12 protein-coding genes are annotated in these 17,788 nt (G+C 61.5%); 5 read left to right on the top strand and 7 right to left on the bottom strand.

Annotated features, from left to right (window positions below; all coding sequences use genetic code 11):
* Positions 1-45 precede the first annotated feature (45 nt).
* The 4 genes from ACKVY0_RS09995 to ACKVY0_RS09980 all read right to left on the bottom strand — a co-directional run bounded on the left by ACKVY0_RS09995 (position 46) and on the right by ACKVY0_RS09980 (position 7,185).
* Entirely contained in the window at positions 46-1,428 is a 1,383-nt protein-coding gene (locus ACKVY0_RS09995) for a DUF1501 domain-containing protein (RefSeq protein WP_409214671.1), read from the bottom strand.
* Between the two features lie 6 nt (positions 1,429-1,434).
* Positions 1,435-4,704 carry a PSD1 and planctomycete cytochrome C domain-containing protein gene (locus tag ACKVY0_RS09990; RefSeq protein WP_409214670.1) on the bottom strand — a complete coding sequence of 1,090 codons (3,270 nt, stop codon included), beginning with the start codon at positions 4,702-4,704 and terminating at the stop codon, positions 1,435-1,437.
* Positions 4,705-4,913: 209 nt separating this feature from the next.
* Complete coding sequence (locus ACKVY0_RS09985; protein ID WP_409214669.1) at positions 4,914-5,732, bottom strand: IclR family transcriptional regulator; 819 nt, start codon at positions 5,730-5,732, stop codon at positions 4,914-4,916.
* An 82-nt stretch (positions 5,733-5,814) separates the two neighbouring features.
* A complete protein-coding gene (locus tag ACKVY0_RS09980) occupies positions 5,815-7,185 on the bottom strand; it encodes an alkaline phosphatase family protein (protein WP_409214668.1) in 1,371 nt (456 codons plus the stop codon).
* Between the two features lie 79 nt (positions 7,186-7,264).
* Here ACKVY0_RS09980 and ACKVY0_RS09975 point away from each other — a divergent pair, with 79 nt between their 5' ends.
* The 4 genes from ACKVY0_RS09975 to ACKVY0_RS09960 all read left to right on the top strand — a co-directional run bounded on the left by ACKVY0_RS09975 (position 7,265) and on the right by ACKVY0_RS09960 (position 13,290).
* The gene (locus ACKVY0_RS09975) at positions 7,265-8,023 is read left to right on the top strand and encodes a glycerophosphodiester phosphodiesterase (protein ID WP_409214667.1); all 759 of its coding nucleotides are present in this window, start codon (positions 7,265-7,267) and stop codon (positions 8,021-8,023) included.
* 35 nt (positions 8,024-8,058) lie between these two features.
* Entirely contained in the window at positions 8,059-9,957 is a 1,899-nt protein-coding gene (locus ACKVY0_RS09970) for an ABC-F family ATP-binding cassette domain-containing protein (protein WP_409214666.1), read from the top strand.
* 229 nt (positions 9,958-10,186) lie between these two features.
* Positions 10,187-11,689 carry a PDZ domain-containing protein gene (locus ACKVY0_RS09965; protein WP_409214665.1) on the top strand — a complete coding sequence of 501 codons (1,503 nt, stop codon included), beginning with the start codon at positions 10,187-10,189 and terminating at the stop codon, positions 11,687-11,689.
* A 41-nt stretch (positions 11,690-11,730) separates the two neighbouring features.
* The gene (locus tag ACKVY0_RS09960) at positions 11,731-13,290 is read left to right on the top strand and encodes a PDZ domain-containing protein (RefSeq protein ID WP_409214664.1); all 1,560 of its coding nucleotides are present in this window, start codon (positions 11,731-11,733) and stop codon (positions 13,288-13,290) included.
* 12 nt (positions 13,291-13,302) lie between these two features.
* On the opposite strand, the gene ACKVY0_RS09955 is transcribed toward ACKVY0_RS09960, so the two are convergent.
* The 3 genes from ACKVY0_RS09955 to ACKVY0_RS09945 form a co-directional block, all read right to left on the bottom strand.
* The gene (locus ACKVY0_RS09955; RefSeq protein WP_409214663.1) at positions 13,303-15,105 is read right to left on the bottom strand and encodes a hypothetical protein; all 1,803 of its coding nucleotides are present in this window, start codon (positions 15,103-15,105) and stop codon (positions 13,303-13,305) included.
* Between the two features lie 39 nt (positions 15,106-15,144).
* Positions 15,145-15,825, bottom strand: coding sequence for a YceH family protein (locus tag ACKVY0_RS09950; RefSeq protein ID WP_409214662.1), 681 nt, complete (start codon positions 15,823-15,825; stop codon positions 15,145-15,147).
* Between the two features lie 237 nt (positions 15,826-16,062).
* The gene (locus ACKVY0_RS09945; RefSeq protein ID WP_409214661.1) at positions 16,063-16,758 is read right to left on the bottom strand and encodes a pseudouridine synthase; all 696 of its coding nucleotides are present in this window, start codon (positions 16,756-16,758) and stop codon (positions 16,063-16,065) included.
* Between the two features lie 61 nt (positions 16,759-16,819).
* On the opposite strand from ACKVY0_RS09945, the gene ACKVY0_RS09940 reads away from it, so the two are divergent.
* Complete coding sequence (locus ACKVY0_RS09940) at positions 16,820-17,767, top strand: prenyltransferase/squalene oxidase repeat-containing protein (protein ID WP_409214660.1); 948 nt, start codon at positions 16,820-16,822, stop codon at positions 17,765-17,767.
* The last annotated feature ends 21 nt before the right edge of the window (positions 17,768-17,788 follow it).

The raw sequence follows: 17,788 nt of genomic DNA, 5'->3' as shown, positions 1-17,788 counted from the left end.
AAACAGAAATCTGTGGAGCCCTGAATCTGTGGGAAAACTTCAAGCTCACGCCAAGATCTCCTTCACGAGTTTGCCATGCACGTCGGTGAGGCGGAAATCACGGCCGGAGTAGCGGTAGGTGAGGCGCTCGTGGTCGATGCCGAGGAGGTGCAGGACGGTGGCGTGGATGTCGTGAATATCGACGGCTCCTTCGACGGGGAAGTAGCCGAAGTCGTCGAGCTGACCGTGGCTGGTGCCGGGACGCAGACCAGCGCCAGCCATCCAGATGGTGAAGCCCCAGGGATGATGGTCGCGGCCGGGTTTGCTGCCGCCGCCTTCGGTGTTGGGCGTGCGGCCAAACTCGGTGGCGAAGACGACGAGTGTGTCTTCCAGCAGGCCGCGGCCTTTCAAGTCCTTCAACAGCCCGGCGATGGGCCGGTCGATGGCGCGGGCGTTTTGGGCGTGCTTTTCCTTCAAATCGCCGTGTTGGTCCCAGCCGTTGCTGACGATCTCGATGAAGCGAACACCCCGCTCGAGCAACCGCCGGGCGACGAGGCATTGCCGGCCAAACTCATCGGTTTCCTTGCGCTCGGTGCCCACGCCGTAGAGCGCGAGGGTGGCGGCGGTCTCCTTGGTGAGATCGGTCGCCTCGGGCACGGCGTCCTGCATGACGTAGGCTTTTTCGTGGTTGGCGATGGCGGCCTCGATGATCTGATTTTGTGCGGAGGATTTCAGAAAGTCGCGGTCGAGCTGCCCCACCGCCCGCATTTTGTTTTGCTGGAGCGATTTGATCTTCTCCGCCATCACGAGATCCGACAGAGGCCGGGCTGGGTCCTGGAAAAAAGGCGAGCCTTGATGGACCGGCGGCAGGAATCCATTGGTGCGATACATGCGCTTCCGTGAGCCCATGACGACGAAGCCGGGCAGGTTCTGATTTTCCGAACCGAGGCCGTAGTGCGCCCACGAGCCAACGCTGGGGAAGCCCTGCAAAAGCGAGCCTCCGTGCAACATGCCGATGGCGCTCTCGTGGTCGGGCGACGGCCCGTGCACGCCATGGAGAAAGGTGAGATCGTCCACGCAGGAGCCGATGTTTGGAAAGAGATCGCTGACCATCTTTCCGCACTCGCCGTAGCGCTGAAAGGCGAAGGGACTGCCGAGGATGGCATTGGTGGTGCGCCCCGTAATGTCCTCTTTTTTGCCAGCAATCTGCAGCGGCTTCCCGTGATCCTGATTGAGGCGCGGTTTGTGATCAAAGCTGTCGAGATGCGAGAGGCCACCGTCGAGGAAGAACCAGACGACGCGTTTCGCTTTCGGTGCGAGGTGAGGTGTGGTGAGCTGCACTTGCGAGCCGAAGGAGCGGTCTGCCAAGAGCGACTGCAAAGCGAGCCAGCCAAAGCCCGAGGCGCTGGTTTGCAGGAAAGATCGGCGGCTAGGTGGTGAAGGCTGCATGGCGGATCAAGGGATGTAGAGGAACTCTTTGGCGTTGATGAGGACGTGGCAAAGGTCCGCCCAGAGCCGCTGGTCCGAGCCACGTGCGGCGGGTGGGAGAGCGTAGGCCTCGGCCTGGTCGTCAATGAACTCGACGAGCGACTGCACCTCCTGCGCGGAGGGCTGGCGACCAAGCGCCTTGGCAAAGAGATGCTCGATGCGCTGCTCGGTCGAGTATCCTTTGCGGAGCTTCATATCTTTCGCGGCCCAGGCGGTGGCTTGCTCGTGGACCAGAGCGCTGTTCAGCATGAGCAGCGACTGCCCGGGCACGCTGCTGGTCTCACGGTCGCCCTGGGTGCGGGATGGCTCCGGTGCGTCAAACATGAGCATCATGTGATCAAGCGCCTCGCGTCGGATGTATTGGTAAACCCCACGCCTCAGCTTCGGATGGGCCGCCGCAGCGCTCTCGCTCTGGTTCGCTGGCCCGGTGTAGCCAAACATCGTTTGATCCAGCGTGCCGGAGACCGCGAGAATGGAATCGCGCACCGCCTCGGCCCGCAGGCGTTGCACCGGCATGTGCGAGAGGAGTCGATTCGCAGGGTCCACTTGCTGTGCCTTGGCGGAGGCGATGCTTTGCGCCTGGAATGACCGGCTCGTGACGAGATGACGGATCAAGGCTTTCACCGACCAATCGTGCTCGACGAGATAGGTGGCGAGGTAATCGAGCAACTCGGGATGGCTGGGCTTCTCGCCCATGACGCCGAAATTGTCCACGGTGGCCACGAGCCCTTGGCCAAAGACCCAGCGCCACACGCGGTTCGCCATGACGCGGGCGGTGAGCGGATTTTGCGGCGAGGTGAGGTCGTGGGCGAGCTCCAACCGAGCCTGCGATCCCGTGGTGTAACCTTCCGCACCGTGGATGACTTCGAGGAAACGTCGCGGAGCCTTTTCACCTGGCGAATCCGGCGAGCCGCGACGATGCACGGGCGAATCAAAACCTGTCCCCTCCGCCACGATGGCCGAGGCACGCTGGAACCGTGGCACTGCGGATTCGTGCGCTCGATACTGCTCCGCGATCTGTTGCACGTCGCCGGGCAGTTGTTCCAATTGATTGCGCAAAGCACCGTGTTCCAGCAGCCAATTCAGCAACTCCACATCGTCGGCGTTCGCCGCATCGTGGCCCCAGCGATCCAGCGCGGCATCACATTCCTTGCGCCAGTGAGCCGCGAGAGTTTCTGCGTTCCATGGCGCACTCGCAGGCGCGAGGCGAAGGGTCAGTCGCAGGTCATTCTCGGGCACTCCTGGAGTCTGGTGCTCCACGATCTGATCGACACCGAACCACGAGCGACCAGTCGCGTCTTTCACGACCAACTCGTAAGGTTTGTTGCCCTCATCGGAACGGCGGAAATGGGCCGCATCATCCTTGGTCAGGACTTCCAAATACGAGCGACGTCCCTGCCAGCTAGCCTGATGCCCGACCGGCACCGTCACCCAAGTGGGAAAGCGTGAATCAAAGTGCCGCACTTTGTTCGCGTGAGCGATGTTCTCCATCTGCTGGAAGTTGTTTTGAATCAGTCGCACATGCGCCGACGAACCACCCGCGACTCGCAGACTGACGAACTGCGTGCCGAGCGTAAAATCCGCCGAACGTGCGATGGCTCCATGCTTAGGAGTCAACCGATCTGAGATGAGGCCCGGAGACACGAAGCGATCGACCAACTCCTTGCCCTCCGGCATCAGCGTGAAATCGCTGCCGCCGCTCCAGACTGCGCTCGGCTGCACACCCGAAAGGAACCAGCCAGCATCGCTCTCGCGAAAATCCGCCGTGGTCTTGAACTTGTTCCGGTTCCGCTCCTCGCGGGCAGCGGACTCACGCCGCTGCTCGTGGAGCCATGACGCGGCTGCTTTTTCCAAAGGCTGACCCGCAGGCGTTTGGCTGATGCTTGTGAAAAAATGCCCCGGGTCAGCGCGATCCACTTTCTCCCGCAGCAACACGCGGCCCCAAAAGGTCGTCTTGTCTGGCTTGTTGCCAGGCCCGGCTTGCAGCCATGTTTGCAACGCGTCGCTCTGAGTTTGCAGATCCTCCCTCCACAGCGTGAGCAGGCTGCCTTTCATCTGCTGCTTGGCGGATTGCATCGCCGCGACTCCGTTGTCCTTCACCTCCGAGGCATCAATGATCACCTGGCTCTGCCGCGAGCTGGCCAGCGTCCCAAAGAGCGCATAGTAATCCGCCGTGGAGATCGCATCGAATTTGTGATCGTGGCATCGTGCGCAGGAAACGGTGAGGCCCTGAAAAGCCTTCGACAACGTATCGATCTGGTTTTCCACAATCTGCGCCTCCTCCAGCGCCACGTCCGAGGCCGTTGAGGAAACCTCCATCAGTCGCAGGAAGCCCGTGCCGAGCGGTGCCTCATTGATGTGCAAAGCGGCGTTGAGACGCGGCTGAAGCAGGTCGCCCGCCACATGCTCCTGCACGAAACGGTCATACGGCACGTCCGCATTGAAGGCGCGGATCACATAGTCGCGATAACGCCAGGCCTGCGGGATCGGGTAATCGCGCACATAGCCGCCGGTCTCGCCAAAGCGCATCAAGTCCAGCCAATACGCGGCCCAGTGCTCGCCGAACTGCGGGCTCTGGAGAAGGCGGTCGATGAGAGCTTCGGTCGTAGATGGGGAGACAATCGGATGGGGAGACGATGAGAGATTCCCAGCAAAAGACTCCATCTCCTCCTCGGTCGGCGGCAGGCCTACGAGAGCGAACTTCAGCCTGCGCAACAAGGCGGCCGGCGCTGCTGGAGCTGCGGGTTCCAGGCCTTTCTCCTGCATCTTCGCCATGAGAAAGCTGTCCATCGGGTGAGCCGCCAGCTTCGGCACCGCTGGCGTTTTCACCGGCTGCCAGGCCCAGTGAGAACGACGTTTCGTCAATTTGGCTTGCCATTCTTCGGTAGCAGCAGCTTGCGCGCTCGGCGGATTCTCCGACAACCCTGGCATGCCCATGCGCACCCAGCGGGTGAAATCTGCGATCACTCCGTCGGGCAGTTTGTCGGCTCTCTTCGGCATTTTCATTTCCTCTTCCTCATGGCGGATGACTTGCAGCAACAGGCTCTTGTCGGGCGCGCTAGCGTCCACGAGCGCACCATTCTCGCCGCCCTTTTTAAAACCGCCGCGATAGTCCAGCCGCAGGCCGCCCTTGGTCTTCTCAGCACTGTGGCATTCGTAGCAGTGCATCACCAGCACCGGCCGGATGCGCGATTCAAAAAACGCCGCGCCATCCGGCTCCGCTGCGGAGACAGCCACTGAAACAAAGCCAGCTAGCAGCGAACAACGGAGCAAACTCGCAAGCCAGCGACACTGAGCGGAGACGGGTGGATAATGCGAGTTCATTGAGGGATTCCCACAGATTCGGGATTCCGCAGATTGGTCAGAAACAGAAATCTGTGGAGTCCCGAATCTGTGGGAAATCATCAAGCAGGGACCCGGAGCGGACATGGATGGATGATGCGAGTTCATGCTTTGGCTTGTGCGGGGTTGAGTGCGGCCGTGGCCATCGTGCCCGCTTTTTTTACGACCGGTGCGAGCTTGGCGAGCCGCTCCTCCGAAAGCCGCTGGCTCGGTCCCGAGATCCACAGGCTAGCGATGGCGTTTCCATCCGCTCCCAAGATCGGAGCACCGAGACAATGATGTCCCTCCAAGTGCTCGCCCACATCCACGGCCCAGCCTTGCTGCTGCACCTGGTCGAGGCACTTGAGGAAATCTTTGCGGCTCGAGATCGTCTGCGGCTGAAAGCGCTCGAACTTCATACCCGCCATCACTTCGTCCCGCTCCGCCTCCGGCATGAAGGCCAGCATCACCTTGCCCGGACCACTCGTGTGCAGCGGAAACCGCGTGCCACGCTCCACATAAAACTTGATCAAAGCTCGCCCGATCACTCGCTCCAGCACGATGCCCTCATGCCCGCTGATGATGCCGAGATGCGCCGCCTCTCCCGTCTGCTCGCTAAGCCAACGCATCGCAGGCAGGGCAGCCTCCGCCAGCGGCACATCATCCACCACCGGCTGACACAGCGCCAGCATCTGCGCGCCGATATTGAATCGCTTCTCAGCATCCCGCACCACATACCCGTGCCCCACCAGCGACTGCGTGACGCGATACACAAAGTTCACCGACAAGCCGACCTTCGCCGCGATCTCCGAAAGCGTGAGTCCGCCCGAGGCGGCACCAAGACAGCGCAGCACGGCGAGAGCGCGGTCCAGGCTCGGCGTACTAAATCCAGAGTCGCGGACAGGGGCGGCGATTTTTTTGCGTGCTCGAGGAACGGTGGCCATGTGTTTCTATATATGAATGCTGGTGCAGATATAGAAACGCAGAAAATTAGAGAGGCTTGCACGAAGAAGCCCCCGTCCTGAATCACTTCACGGGCACCAGAATCTCTTCCAGCACGCGGCCATCCTGCTGCGGCAGCTTGAGGTCCATGAGCTTCGCGATGGTGGGAGCCACATCGAGATTGGCCATGCGCTCAAGGACGATGCCTTGCTTGATGCCGCGACCGCTGGCGATGAAGATGCCGTCGAGATCGGGGTCGCCGTTGAAGAAGCCGTGCGTGCCGCCGTAGTTCGTGGTGGGCGCGGTCACGGCATCGCCTGCGGCGGCGTTGTTGAAGGCGTGACCGTCCTTGGCGTAGAGCACGAGATCGCCCATGCCTTGGTTTTCCTCGGGCGTCGGCATGCCGAGCGTGTGACCGTCCTTGCCGTCGATGACACGGTCCACGCCTTCGGTCTGCTCGAACATCGCCTTGAGTTTCGGCAGCAGCTCGGCCTTGCGGGCGGGATCGTTCACATAGACGAAGGCCATGCCGCCCTGGGTCATGCAGAAGGCGTCGCATTTGTTAATCGTGGGGCCAAGGGCGGTGGCGAGGCCAGCCTTTTTGAGGACGACGTTCGGATACACATAGGTTGAGACTTTTTTGAAGCCGTGGTCGGTGGCGATGATGAAGGTGGTGCGGTCACGCAGGCCGCTTTCGTCCACCGCTTGGATCAAATCGCCGACGAGCTTGTCCGCGTAAGCCAGCGCGGTGTGGCTGGCCATCGTGCCAGGGCCATAGGTGTGATGCGTGGCGTCGGTGTTGAGCGTGTGAAACATCAGCAGGTTCGGCTTGTGCGTCTTGAAGATGTGAATGGCGGCCTTGGTCCACATGTTGTCGAGAAAAGTCACGCTCTTGCGCTGCGGACCCATCTGCATCCACTCGATGTGCTCCGGCGTGATCGTGCCGGCGGCGATCATTTCCTTCACGACCGGGCTTTCGGCCTCCGGCAGCTCCGCAAAGCTCCAGGTGATGGTGCCAGGACGCGTGACGGCCACCCAGTCGGACTCCGCCGTGGTCAGGCCGTTTTGGTGGGCGATGTCATACAGCGTGGGCACATGCACCAGCTTCGATTTGTCCACCCATGGCTCGATCTTCGCGGGTTTGTTGCCGTCCTGGCGCACCAGCAGGCCATTAAAGAGCACGCCGTGCTTGCGTGGCTCCACGCCGGTGACAAGCGTGGTGTGATTGATCCAGGTGATCGACGGATTGCTCACCGTCATCGCCTTCGTGCTCGCGCCTTCGGCGGCCAGCTTGCGCAGGTTCGGCACTTGCAGCGACGGATCATTCCACATCCAGGCGGGGAAGCCGTCGAGGCTGATCAGGATGACGTGGCGGTCCTTGTTGCCTGACTTTGAACAAGAGGTCAACCCGTGGACAATGACGATGCCGAGAAGAACGAGGGCGCAGAATTTCATTTGGGGCGAAGGGTTACGAGTGCTTGCCTCGTTTGCTTTCTCTCTCATGCAGCGCCTCGTTTTTTTCCTTCTCACCGCCATGTCTGCCGACGCCGTCGAAATCATCGCGCATCGCGGTTTTTCCGCCCGTGCGCCCGAAAACACGCTCGCGGCCTTTGAACTCGGCTGGCAGCATCAAACCGATGCCTGCGAACTGGACGTGTATCTCACCGCCGATGGCAAAACGGCTGTCATTCATGACAAGGACACAAAACGCACCTCCGGTGTGAAGCTGGACGTCGCAAAGTCGAAACAGGCGGAACTAACCGCGCTCGATTCCGGTTCGTGGAAGGGCAAAGAGTGGGCGAAGGAGAAAATTCCGACGCTGGAGCAGGCGCTCGCGACTTTGCCGAAGGGGAAGAAGCGTTTCTTCATCGAAGTGAAGTGTGGCGCGGAGATCGTGCCGGAGCTGAAGCGCATTCTGGAGCCTATGAAAGATCGTGCGGGGCAGTTGGCGATCATCGCTTTCAACCGTGCGGCGGCGGCTGAATCAAAGAAAGCGATGCCGTGGGTGAAAGTTTACCGTCTCGCCGCCGGCAAGACGAAGGACAAGAAGCCCACGAACCTGACCCAGCTCATCGCCGACACGAAGGCTGACAAACTCGACGGCCTCGACCTGGGTAGCACCGATTTTCCATGGGATGAAGCGATGGTGAAGCAAATCCGCGATGCTGGCTTCAGCCTCTACGTCTGGACGGTCAACAAACCGGCCGATGCACAGCGTTTTGCGAAGCTCGGTGTCGATGGCATTACGACGGATGATCCGGTGATGCTGCGCGAAGCTTTGGCAAAGCCTTGATCTCGGACGCATCGTGTGGTCAGTGCGCGCCCCACATGTCACCCATCACTCCTGCCGTCGTTTCCGCCAAAGACCTGCGCCTTCAATTCGGCCTGCAGCAGGTCTTCAATGATGCGACGATGAGCATCCATGAGGGCGAGAAGCTCGGGCTGGTGGGCCGTAACGGCTCGGGCAAGACGAGCCTGATGCGCATCCTCGTTGGCACGGAGAAGCCGGACAGCGGCACGATCTCACGGCGCAACGGCATCATCGTCAGCCACCTCGCGCAGGAGTTCACGCTCGATGATGACGCGAGCGTGATCGACAATGTGCGCGCTGGAGCCTCCGTGCTGCTCGATATGGTCGCACGTTACGAATCCGGCGACTACAAAGGCGATCAGGAGGCCGAGCTGCTGCATCAGATCCAGCTTCACGACGGCTGGGGCGTCGAAACCCGCATCAGCACCGCGATGAATGAACTCGGCGTGCCTGCGCCGGACCGTCTCGTCAAAGGTCTCTCCGGTGGTGAGAAGCGCCGTGTCGCTTTGGCGCGTGCGCTGGTGTCGCAGCCCGATTTGCTGCTGCTTGATGAGCCGACGAACCATCTGGATGCCGAATCCATCGAGTGGCTGGAGGTGTTCCTGCGCGATTTCAGCGGCGCGGTGCTGTTCGTCACGCATGACCGCTACTTCCTCGACCGCGTGGCCACGCGCATCATCGAGATCGACGACAGCCGCATCTACAGCCATCCCGGCAACTACAGCGCGTTCTTGGAGAGCAAGGCCATCCGCGAAGGTGTGGAGGCGAACTCCGAACGCCGCCGTCAGAGTTTCCTGCGGCATGAGCTGGAGTTCGTGCGTGCAGGAGTCAGAGGCCGGGGCACGAAACAGCAGTCCAGGCTGGATGAATTCGACCGCGTCTCCGCCATCGCGGCTCCCGAGGCCGAGCTGGTGATGGATTTGATCATCCCACCGGCCCCGCCGCTGGCGAACACCGTGGTCGATGCCAAAGACATCGGCGCCCACATCAACGACCGCTGGTTGTTCAGCCATCTCGACCTCAGCTTCGAGCCCGCCACCTGCACCGGCATCATTGGCCGCAACGGACTCGGCAAAACCACGCTGCTGCGCATGCTGATGGGCCAGCAGCAGCCGAACGAAGGCAAGGTTGTCATCGGCAAGCGCACCATCTTCAATTACGTCGATCAGCAGCGCCTGCTGCTCAATCCCGAGAACAGCGTCATGGAAGAAGTGGCGGGGCCGATGTCGGAGTTTGTGCAGTTCGGCCCGGAGAAGATGCATGTGCGCACCTATCTGCGGCGCTTCCTGTTCACCGATGATCGTGTGACCATGCGCGTGAAGGAACTCAGCGGCGGCGAGCAAAGCCGCGTGCTGCTGGCGAAAATCCTGCGCCGGGGCGGCAACTTCCTCATTCTCGACGAACCGACGAACGATCTCGATCTCGCCACGATGCGCGTGCTCGAAGAAGCCATCATGGCCTTCAAAGGCTGCGCCCTCGTCGTCAGCCACGATCGCTACTTCCTCGACCGCGTTTGCACGCGCCTCATCGCCTTCGAAGGCCATGGCCGCATCCACGAATGCGCCGGGAACTACAGCTACTACCAGGAAAAACGCGCCGCGCGCGCCGCCGCCGAACTGGCTCACGTCAACGCCGCCGTGAAGAAAGAAAAAGCCGCCGCCGCCAGCGCTCCGAAGACACGCAAGATGTCGCAGAAGGAGCAGCGCGAGCTGGCCGACTGCGAAGCCGCCATCGCCACCCTCGAAAGCGAAATCGCCGCGATGGAGGCCGAGTTGAGCAACCCCGAGCTGTTTGTGAAGCTCGGCTCCGGCACGAATGACTTCATCGCCAAACTCGACGCGAAGAAGCATGAGCTGGAAGGCAAGTTCACGCGTTGGGCCGCGCTGGAGGAGATCCGGGTGACGTGTGCGGGGTGAGTTTTGGGTCTGCGGATCGGCATTGAAGGCCAACGGCCTGTTGTCATGCAGCCCAGGCTTGTGCGCCCGCCTGCATCGCTGTGCGAAGCACTGCGGGCAGGAGGCGCTACCCTGGGTCTCGTGACAAATACCGCTTCGCGGATGGGCGCTCCGTCCGGCATTATTTTATCACTGTGCTTGTGTTTCTTGCAACAGGCCGCGTATGTTTGTGGCTTCGACCGTCACCTGCATGAACATCCGACCGCTTCTGCCTCTCCTCGTCCTCGCACTGCTTCCTTCAGTCGCCAGCGCCCAACCCGCGCCGGCACCGCCGCCGGCGAATCAGGCCATCGACGTTGCCTCTGGGGCTTGGGAAGGCATCGTGAACATTGATGTGTCGGTGTTGGTCCCTGATTATCGCGAACCGTGGAATGCGGGGCAGCCCAGCGGTGGCAGCGGCACGGGGTTTCTGATCGGCAAGAATCGCTTTTTGACGAATGCGCACGTCGTCAGCAATGCCACGCGCATTTTGATCCGCACCACGAACGATCCTGAGCCGCATCCGGCAAAGATCATCCACATCGCGCATGATTGTGACCTGGCGATCATTGAGGCGGAGGACGGCAAGCACTTTGAAAAGCTTAAGCCGCTCGACTTCGGCGGCATCCCGCAGCTCAACACGGAAGTGATCGCGATTGGCTATCCCATCGGCGGGGATCGCATCTCGGTGACCCGCGGCGTCGTCTCGCGCATCGATTTCCGGCCTTACAGCCACACCAGCGTCGATTCGCATCTCGCGATCCAGGTCGATGCGGCGATTAATCCCGGCAACTCCGGCGGTCCGGTGTTGCAGGAAGGCAAAGTCGTCGGCGTGGCCTTCCAAGGGTTCAGCGGTCGCGTGGCGCAGAATGTGGGCTACATGATTCCGATACCGGTGATCAAACGCTTCCTCAAGGATGTCGAAGATGGCCGCTACGATCACTATGTGGATCTCGCCGCGAGCGATTTCCCCATCGAAAACCCAGCGCAGGCCAAGGCGCTCGGCACCAACGGCGACGGCGTGGGCGTGATGGTGGCCGATGTCGAGCCTGCGGGCAGCGTGGGTGAGCTGTTGAAGATTGGCGATGTCATTTTGAGCATTGATGACAACCCCGTGATGAACAACGGACTCGTCCGTTTCGAAGGCGAGCTGATGGACATGAATGAGATCGTCGAACGCAAGTTCGCCGGCGACACGATCAAGCTGAACTACATGCGCGACGGCAAGAAACTGGAGGCCACGGTGACATTGAAACGCTTCGATCCGTATGTCCGTCTCGGCGCGCAGTACAATCAGCGTCCGCGTTACATCGTGCATGCCGGACTCGTGTTTCAGCCACTGGACCGCAACCTGATGGACGCGCACCAGATGCGTGACGACACCGTGAACTACGTCTTCGACAACTTCCTCACCGACAAGCTCTACGTCGAGCGCCCCGAACCTGTCGTGCTCACCAGCGTGTTGCCGGATGAGGTAAACACTTGGCTGAGTCCGTATGCACACAGCATCGTCGATGAAATCAATGGCGTGAAGATCAAGTCGCTCAAAGACGTGAAGACGGCGCTGGAGAAGAAGGACAAGCCGTTCATCGAAATCCGCCTGCTGGAGAAAAATCGACCGCTGGTGCTGAAGCGCGAACTCACCGAGGCCGCGCATGCGCGCATCATGCAGACCTACAACATCCTGGGAGACTCCTATCTCGGCGATGAATAGCCGCATGAGCATTCCTTGAAACCTTTCGCCTCGACGACCCCATGAAATTCATTCCGTTTTCTCTCCTCGTTCTTAGCGCGGCTGCATTGCAAGCGCAGACTTCCACGCCCGAGCCCGCACCTGCGGCACCCAAAAAGAAACGTGCGCCGGTCGTGCTCGAAAGTGGCTCCCCCGCGCAAACCGTTGTGCAAAACAGCTCGCTGGTGAAGGTGAACGCCACCTCGCAGTCGTACAACCTGCATCTGCCATGGCAGAAGGAGTCGCCTTCGGGCCGCCGTGGCCTTGGCGTGGTGCTGGCGAGCAACCGCGTGCTCGTCACCGGCCAGATGGCGGCGGATGCGACTTACATTGAGCTGGAGCTGCCGGAGAGCGGCCAGAAAATTCCCGCCAAGGTCGTCGCCGTCGATTATGAGGCGAATCTCGCGCTGCTGGAGTCGCCGGCTTCGGACAAGCAGAAGGCATTCTTTGCCGGACTCAAGCCGATGGCGGTCGATGCCAGCGGCCGCATCGGTGATGCGGTTTCCATTCTGCAAACCGGCCGCGTGGGCGAACTGATCGAAAGCCCGCTGCGCATCGGCAAGGTGCTCACCCGCCGCTACAACGTCGAAGGCTCCGGCTTCCTCGTGTATGAAGCGAACGGCATCATCCGCAGCGAGGCGAACAGCTTCACGCTCCCGGTGGTGAAGGGCAGCAAACTCGCCGGTCTGCTGCTGAGCTATGACTCGAAAAATCAGGTCACCACCATTCTGCCGGCACCCATTATTGAGCACTTCCTCACAGACGTGGCCGACGGCAAGTACGAAGGCTTCCCCGGCCTCGGCATGGAACTGCAGGCCACGCAGGACGAGCAGTTCCGCGACTACCTCGGCCTCAAGCCTAATGCCCCCGGTGTTCTCATCACCACCGTCATGAAGGGCGGCAGCGCGGAAAAAGCTGGCATGAAAAAGGGCGACATCCTTGTCGCCATCAACGGCTTCACCATCGACTCGCGTGGCGACTACAAAGATCCGCAGTTCGGTGCCCTCAGCTCCAGCCATCTCGTGCGCGGACGTGCATATGTCGGCGACAAGGTCGAGATCAAAGTCATTCGCGACGGCAAGGATGTTACGCTCAACGGCCAGCTTGCACGTCGCAACCCCGCTGACTATCTCGTGCTGCCGTACCAGTTCGACAAAGGCCCGCGTTACGTTCTCATGGGCGGACTGCTGTTCCAGGAGCTGTCACGCCCGTATCTCGATGCGTTTGGCGAAGAGCAGCGCGGCGGTGCCATCCTGCGTCTCACCCGCATCGCCACCCATCCCGACAAATATGAAGAAGAAGGCCGCAAGAAGCTGGTCTTCCTCAGCATGGTGCTGCCAACGCCGAGTGCGCAGGGCTACGACAAACTGGGCGGCCAGGTGGTCAACAAAGTGAACGGGAAAGCGATCAATGATCTCAATGATCTGGCCGAAGCCTTCAAGAGCGCCAAGGACACCTGGCACGTCATCGAACTCGGTGAGTTCCCGCACATCCTCTATCTCGACACCTTCAGCGCGGAGCGCGACAACCTGCGCCTGCTCGACGGCGCGTACCGCATAGGCAGCCTGAAGCGGCTGGAGTAGCATGCCAGTGGGCTACTTCAGCAGTGGCGCCAGTGCTTTGCCCTCTTTTTCATCCAGACTCTTGTTTTCGAGCGCCGCAGCCAGCGCGGCGCGAGCTTCATCGTTTTTCCCGCACAACGCGTGGAAGAGGATGCGGTTTTTGGCCAGCAATTCGCGGTCGCTCTTGCTCAGAGCACCGATCTGCTCCTGGAGCAGCGGTGCCATCTTGTCGAAGAGCGCCGCGGCCTTCTTCTGCGCGGACTTGGACTGGCTTTCGCGCAGCCAGGTGGCCGCGCGCTGGTTGAGGAGCAGCACGTCATCCGGCTTTTCCTTCAGACAAGCGTCGAGATAGCGGTGCGCGGCGGGCCAGTCATGCAGGCTGGCAGACGCAGCCGCGCACATGCGGCGAGTGTCGAAATTCGGCAGCATGGCGAGCTGAATTTGCAGAATGGCGCTGCTGGCGGCCAGATCCGGCTCCGGCTTCATCATGCACATGGCCAGCAGGGTGCCGTGAGCGCGGAAACGTAAAGGATCGAGACGAATGGCACGCAGCAGCAAGTCCAGGTGCTGCGGCGGGCGGCCCGCCATCATCCGCGTGAATTCCGCCGCCACCACCGCCTCGGCGGCGCGGGCGGCGGGGACGCTGTCGTCCGCGGCCGCGCGTGCCACGAGGGCGGCGAGCGTTTGCTCCAGCAGTTCCTGCCGCTCCGGCGCGGCCTGCTGACCCGCCATCATCAGCCGGGAGACCTCACCGAGCATCGTGATGATGAAAATCGTCCCCATGGCCTCAGGATCATCCCGTGTCAGCGCTAGCGCCGTGCGCAGCCGCCGCGTGTCCTCAAACGTCGTGGCGAGCCACGGCAGGAGCAGCGCGCTCTGCCGCGCTTGAAACACCTCGTAGCGGTCCTCCGGCCCACGTTTGGCCGCCAGGGCGATCTTGTCGGCCTGGCGGCGCAGACCGGCCAGCAGGCTGAGTGTTTTGAGATAAACCGTCAAATCTCCACGCTGTTCCGCCAGCGCGAGCAGCGGCTCCGCCTCGCGCCGCAGCTCGTCCTGCAGTTTCTCAAACGCCAGCCGCTCGTCCTCCGCCAGCGGCCGGTCAAACAGCGCCCGCTCCACGTCCTCCGGCTCCGGTTCCGCCAGCGCGATGTCACGCCGCAACACTGCGGCGGCGAAGGCCAGCTCCACGCGGTGGTCCAGCAACGTGTGCGCTGCCAGCGGCTGCCGCGCATCCAGCCGCAGCGCGGTTTGTAGCGCCGCTAGTTTGTCAGCGCCCCAGTCCAGCGCCAAGGCCAGCAGCGCGTGCGCCGCTGCATTTTTCGGCTCGCGCGCGATGAGCGCCCGCGCCGCGCCCAGCGCCCTCTCACCGCAAATTTTCTTCTGGTCCGTCCATTTTAAATACCTCGCAGCCTCCTGCATCTCCAGCCAGCGCCACACTTCCCCGGCATCTCTCGCGGTAGCGGCCTCGAGCTCACGGTAGCGCTGCATGCAACCGGCGGTGCTGGTGTCGGAAACCGGGCCGCGAATGCCATCGTTGGTGCATTTGGCGAACAGGACATCCGCATTCATCAGGTGCATCGCCTTGGCGAGACGCCGCCCACGGTCGCCCTCGTCCGGCTGCGGTGGCGTCGTCAGCGCCAGGGCCTCGGACACGCGTTCCACCAGGCCGTCGGCCTCGGCGTGTGTACCCTTGAATTTTTCCTCGATCTTCGGCGCAGTTTCGCGGATCAGCGCATGAATGTCCGCCGGCTTCAGCGGAAACATCTCTTCTGCCGTCTGCGCCAGGCACAACGTCCCGCCGCACAGCAGCCACGCACATGAAAAGAATTGCCTCATGCCGCGATCATGTGCATTCGCGTTCGTTTTGGCAATGCCTCACTTCACCGCGCCGATCAGCGTCTGCAATCGTGATACCTGCGCCTTCAGCAGCGTGATTTCCGCCTCCATCTTTGCCCGCCAGTCGGCTTCAGATGATTCTTCGACTGGAGAAGCAGGTGCGCTGAGCGTTGCCGCAGTGGCACCCGCCACTTCACCACTGAGCAGATGCATAAACTGCGCCACCCGCTGCCCTGGCCCTGCCGGAATGCACTGCACGAGCGGGCCCTCGTTGTAGCCGATCAATTCGGCCAGCGTGCTCTCCACACTCGCCATGTCCGGGAAGGCTTGCAGCCGTTCCGTGCGCTGCCGCAGCTCACCACCGGTCTGTGGGCCACGCAGCAGCAGCATGCAGAGCAGCGCCAAGTGCGGACGTTCCAAGCCGGGCAGTTTCCCCTTCAGATTGTGCCGATACTTCTGCGCACGACCGCCCACAATGGTCACTTCAAACACATAGCCGTGCGATTTCATGGACTCCAACGCGCGCAGCACCGTGCGCTCGTCGTAGCGCACGATGGGATCACGGTTTGTCGTCTGATTGCACGCGGTCACCAGCGCATTCAGCGTCATCGGGTAGTAATCTGGCAGCGTGATCTCCTTTTCGACCAGGCAGCCCAAGATGCGCGCCTCCTCGGCGCTGAGCGTGAACAGGATGGCGGGGGTGGCGGATTCGGCGGACATGCGTGGCCTGATGATGCCGTGCTTCCAAGGCCGGTGCAACCTTCTCTGCATAGAGCACCGGAGCCCTGCATCGAACTCCCCGCCCATGAAAATGAAACTACAGCAGTCGCCGTTTGTTCCCGCACATCGTGTGACGTCTATGCCTCCCCCGCGTCTATGGGCCGTTCTGCCAGCACCATCGATGGGCAGGCCAGGGTGAGAAACAGCAGCAGCGGTTTCATGGCTGCGTGGACACACTCACCGTGGTTCTTGTTCCAACGAAATCATCCGCCACTCGCCCTCCGCGAGATCAACGAGTTCATACGGGCCAAAGCGTTCGCGATGCAGCTTCTCCACCTGCCAGCCCTGGCTGGCAAACATGCGCCGCACCTGATGGTAGCGGCCTTCAGTGATCGTGAGACGGGCCGTTCTGGCGGAAACAATCTCCAGCTTGGCCGGCAGACACGGTTTGTCTTCACTGCGCAGCATCAGATCGCCCTTGGCAAAGATGTCGATGAGGCCGGGATCGAGATCATGATCGACTTTGGCCACATAGACCTTCTCCACATCCGATTTCGGCGAGGTGTAGCGATGCACCAGGCTGCCGAGGTCCGTGACGAGCAGCAGGCCGCTGGTGTCTTTGTCGAGACGGCCGACGCTGGTCACGGCGGGATTGCGATCGAGCCAGTGCGATGGCAGCAGCTCGTAAATCGTCTGGCCTTCGTCTGCGCTGTGCGTGCAGGCATAACCCACCGGCTTGTGCAGCATGGCGAGCAGCCCTTCCGGTGCTTCAAGCGGCTGGTCATCGACCGTGATGAGCGCTGAATCGACGCGTTGATCCGACCGCTTCACCACCACGCCACCCAACTTCACGCGGCCTTCTTTGACGAACGCCATCGCCTCACGACGTGAGCAGTAGCCGAGGGAGGAAAGCAGTTGGTCGAGGCGGCGCATGGCATGCAGTGCCATCGGCGCTGCAAAGCGCAAGCGAGTCAGGACGTTTATGTCAGCGATCATGAAAACACGCCTCCTCCTGTGCCTGCTGGCAGCCTTCACGGCGGTCAGAGCCGAGGATGTGGCCTTGGAGGTCGTGAAACGCAGCCTGCCGTTCGTAAAAGAGAAGGGGCTGGCGTGGATTGAGGGCCGCCAGTGCGCGAGCTGTCATCAGATTCCTTCCATGCTCTGGAGCCTGAACCTCGCCGCACGTCATGGTCTGGAGGTGAATCGGAGCGAAAACGCGGAACGCAGCACTTGGGCCGCAGACTGGCGGCATTGGAATCAAAGCGGTGCCAAGGATGGTGTGGAAAAGGTCTCCGCCGGCAACATCGACACGATGGTGTTCTTGCTACTGGGCCGCGATGCCACTGCGGATGCGAGTCAGACCTGGATCGCGGGTTTTCGCGAGCAATTGCTCAAGAATCAGCAACCCGACGGCTCCTGGAAGCCCGGCGGCCAGCTTCCGCTGGCGAAACGACCCGTGCGCGAGATGAGCGAGGTCACGACGATGTGGACGCTGCTCGCACTGAAATCGTCTGCGGCCGAGGCGCTGCCACCCGAGGTGCAGAAACGTGCCGAGGCATTCCTCGCCACCGCGCAGCCGGGCAAGAGCACCGAATGGCATGCGGTGCGGCTTCTACTGCAACTGGACGAAGCCTCTCACCGCGATGAGTTGCTCAAACTCCAGCATCCTGATGGCAGTTGGGGCTGGCTGGTGAGCGATCCGGGCGATGCGCTCGGCACCGGCTTCGCCATGTATGCGCTGGCACGCAGCAGTGTGCCCTCTACGCATGAGGCGATGCGGCGTGCCGTCAGCTTTTTAAAGACGACGCAAAAGCCCGACGGCTCCTGGGCCGTGCCAAGCACGCGTGCTCGTGACAAAAACAAAGTCATCGCCACCTCCACCTACTGGGGCACGGCATGGGCGACGATTGGCCTGCTGGAGACTCTCGCAGCAGCGAAGTAGTGTTTGCGGCACTAGCCGGCT

Origin of the sequence: Prosthecobacter sp., from assembly GCF_046154365.1 — a bacterium.
GTDB lineage: Bacteria > Verrucomicrobiota > Verrucomicrobiia > Verrucomicrobiales > Verrucomicrobiaceae > Prosthecobacter.
The sequence above is the reverse complement of the archived record's forward strand: the minus strand, read 5'-3'. Positions and strand labels throughout refer to the sequence as shown.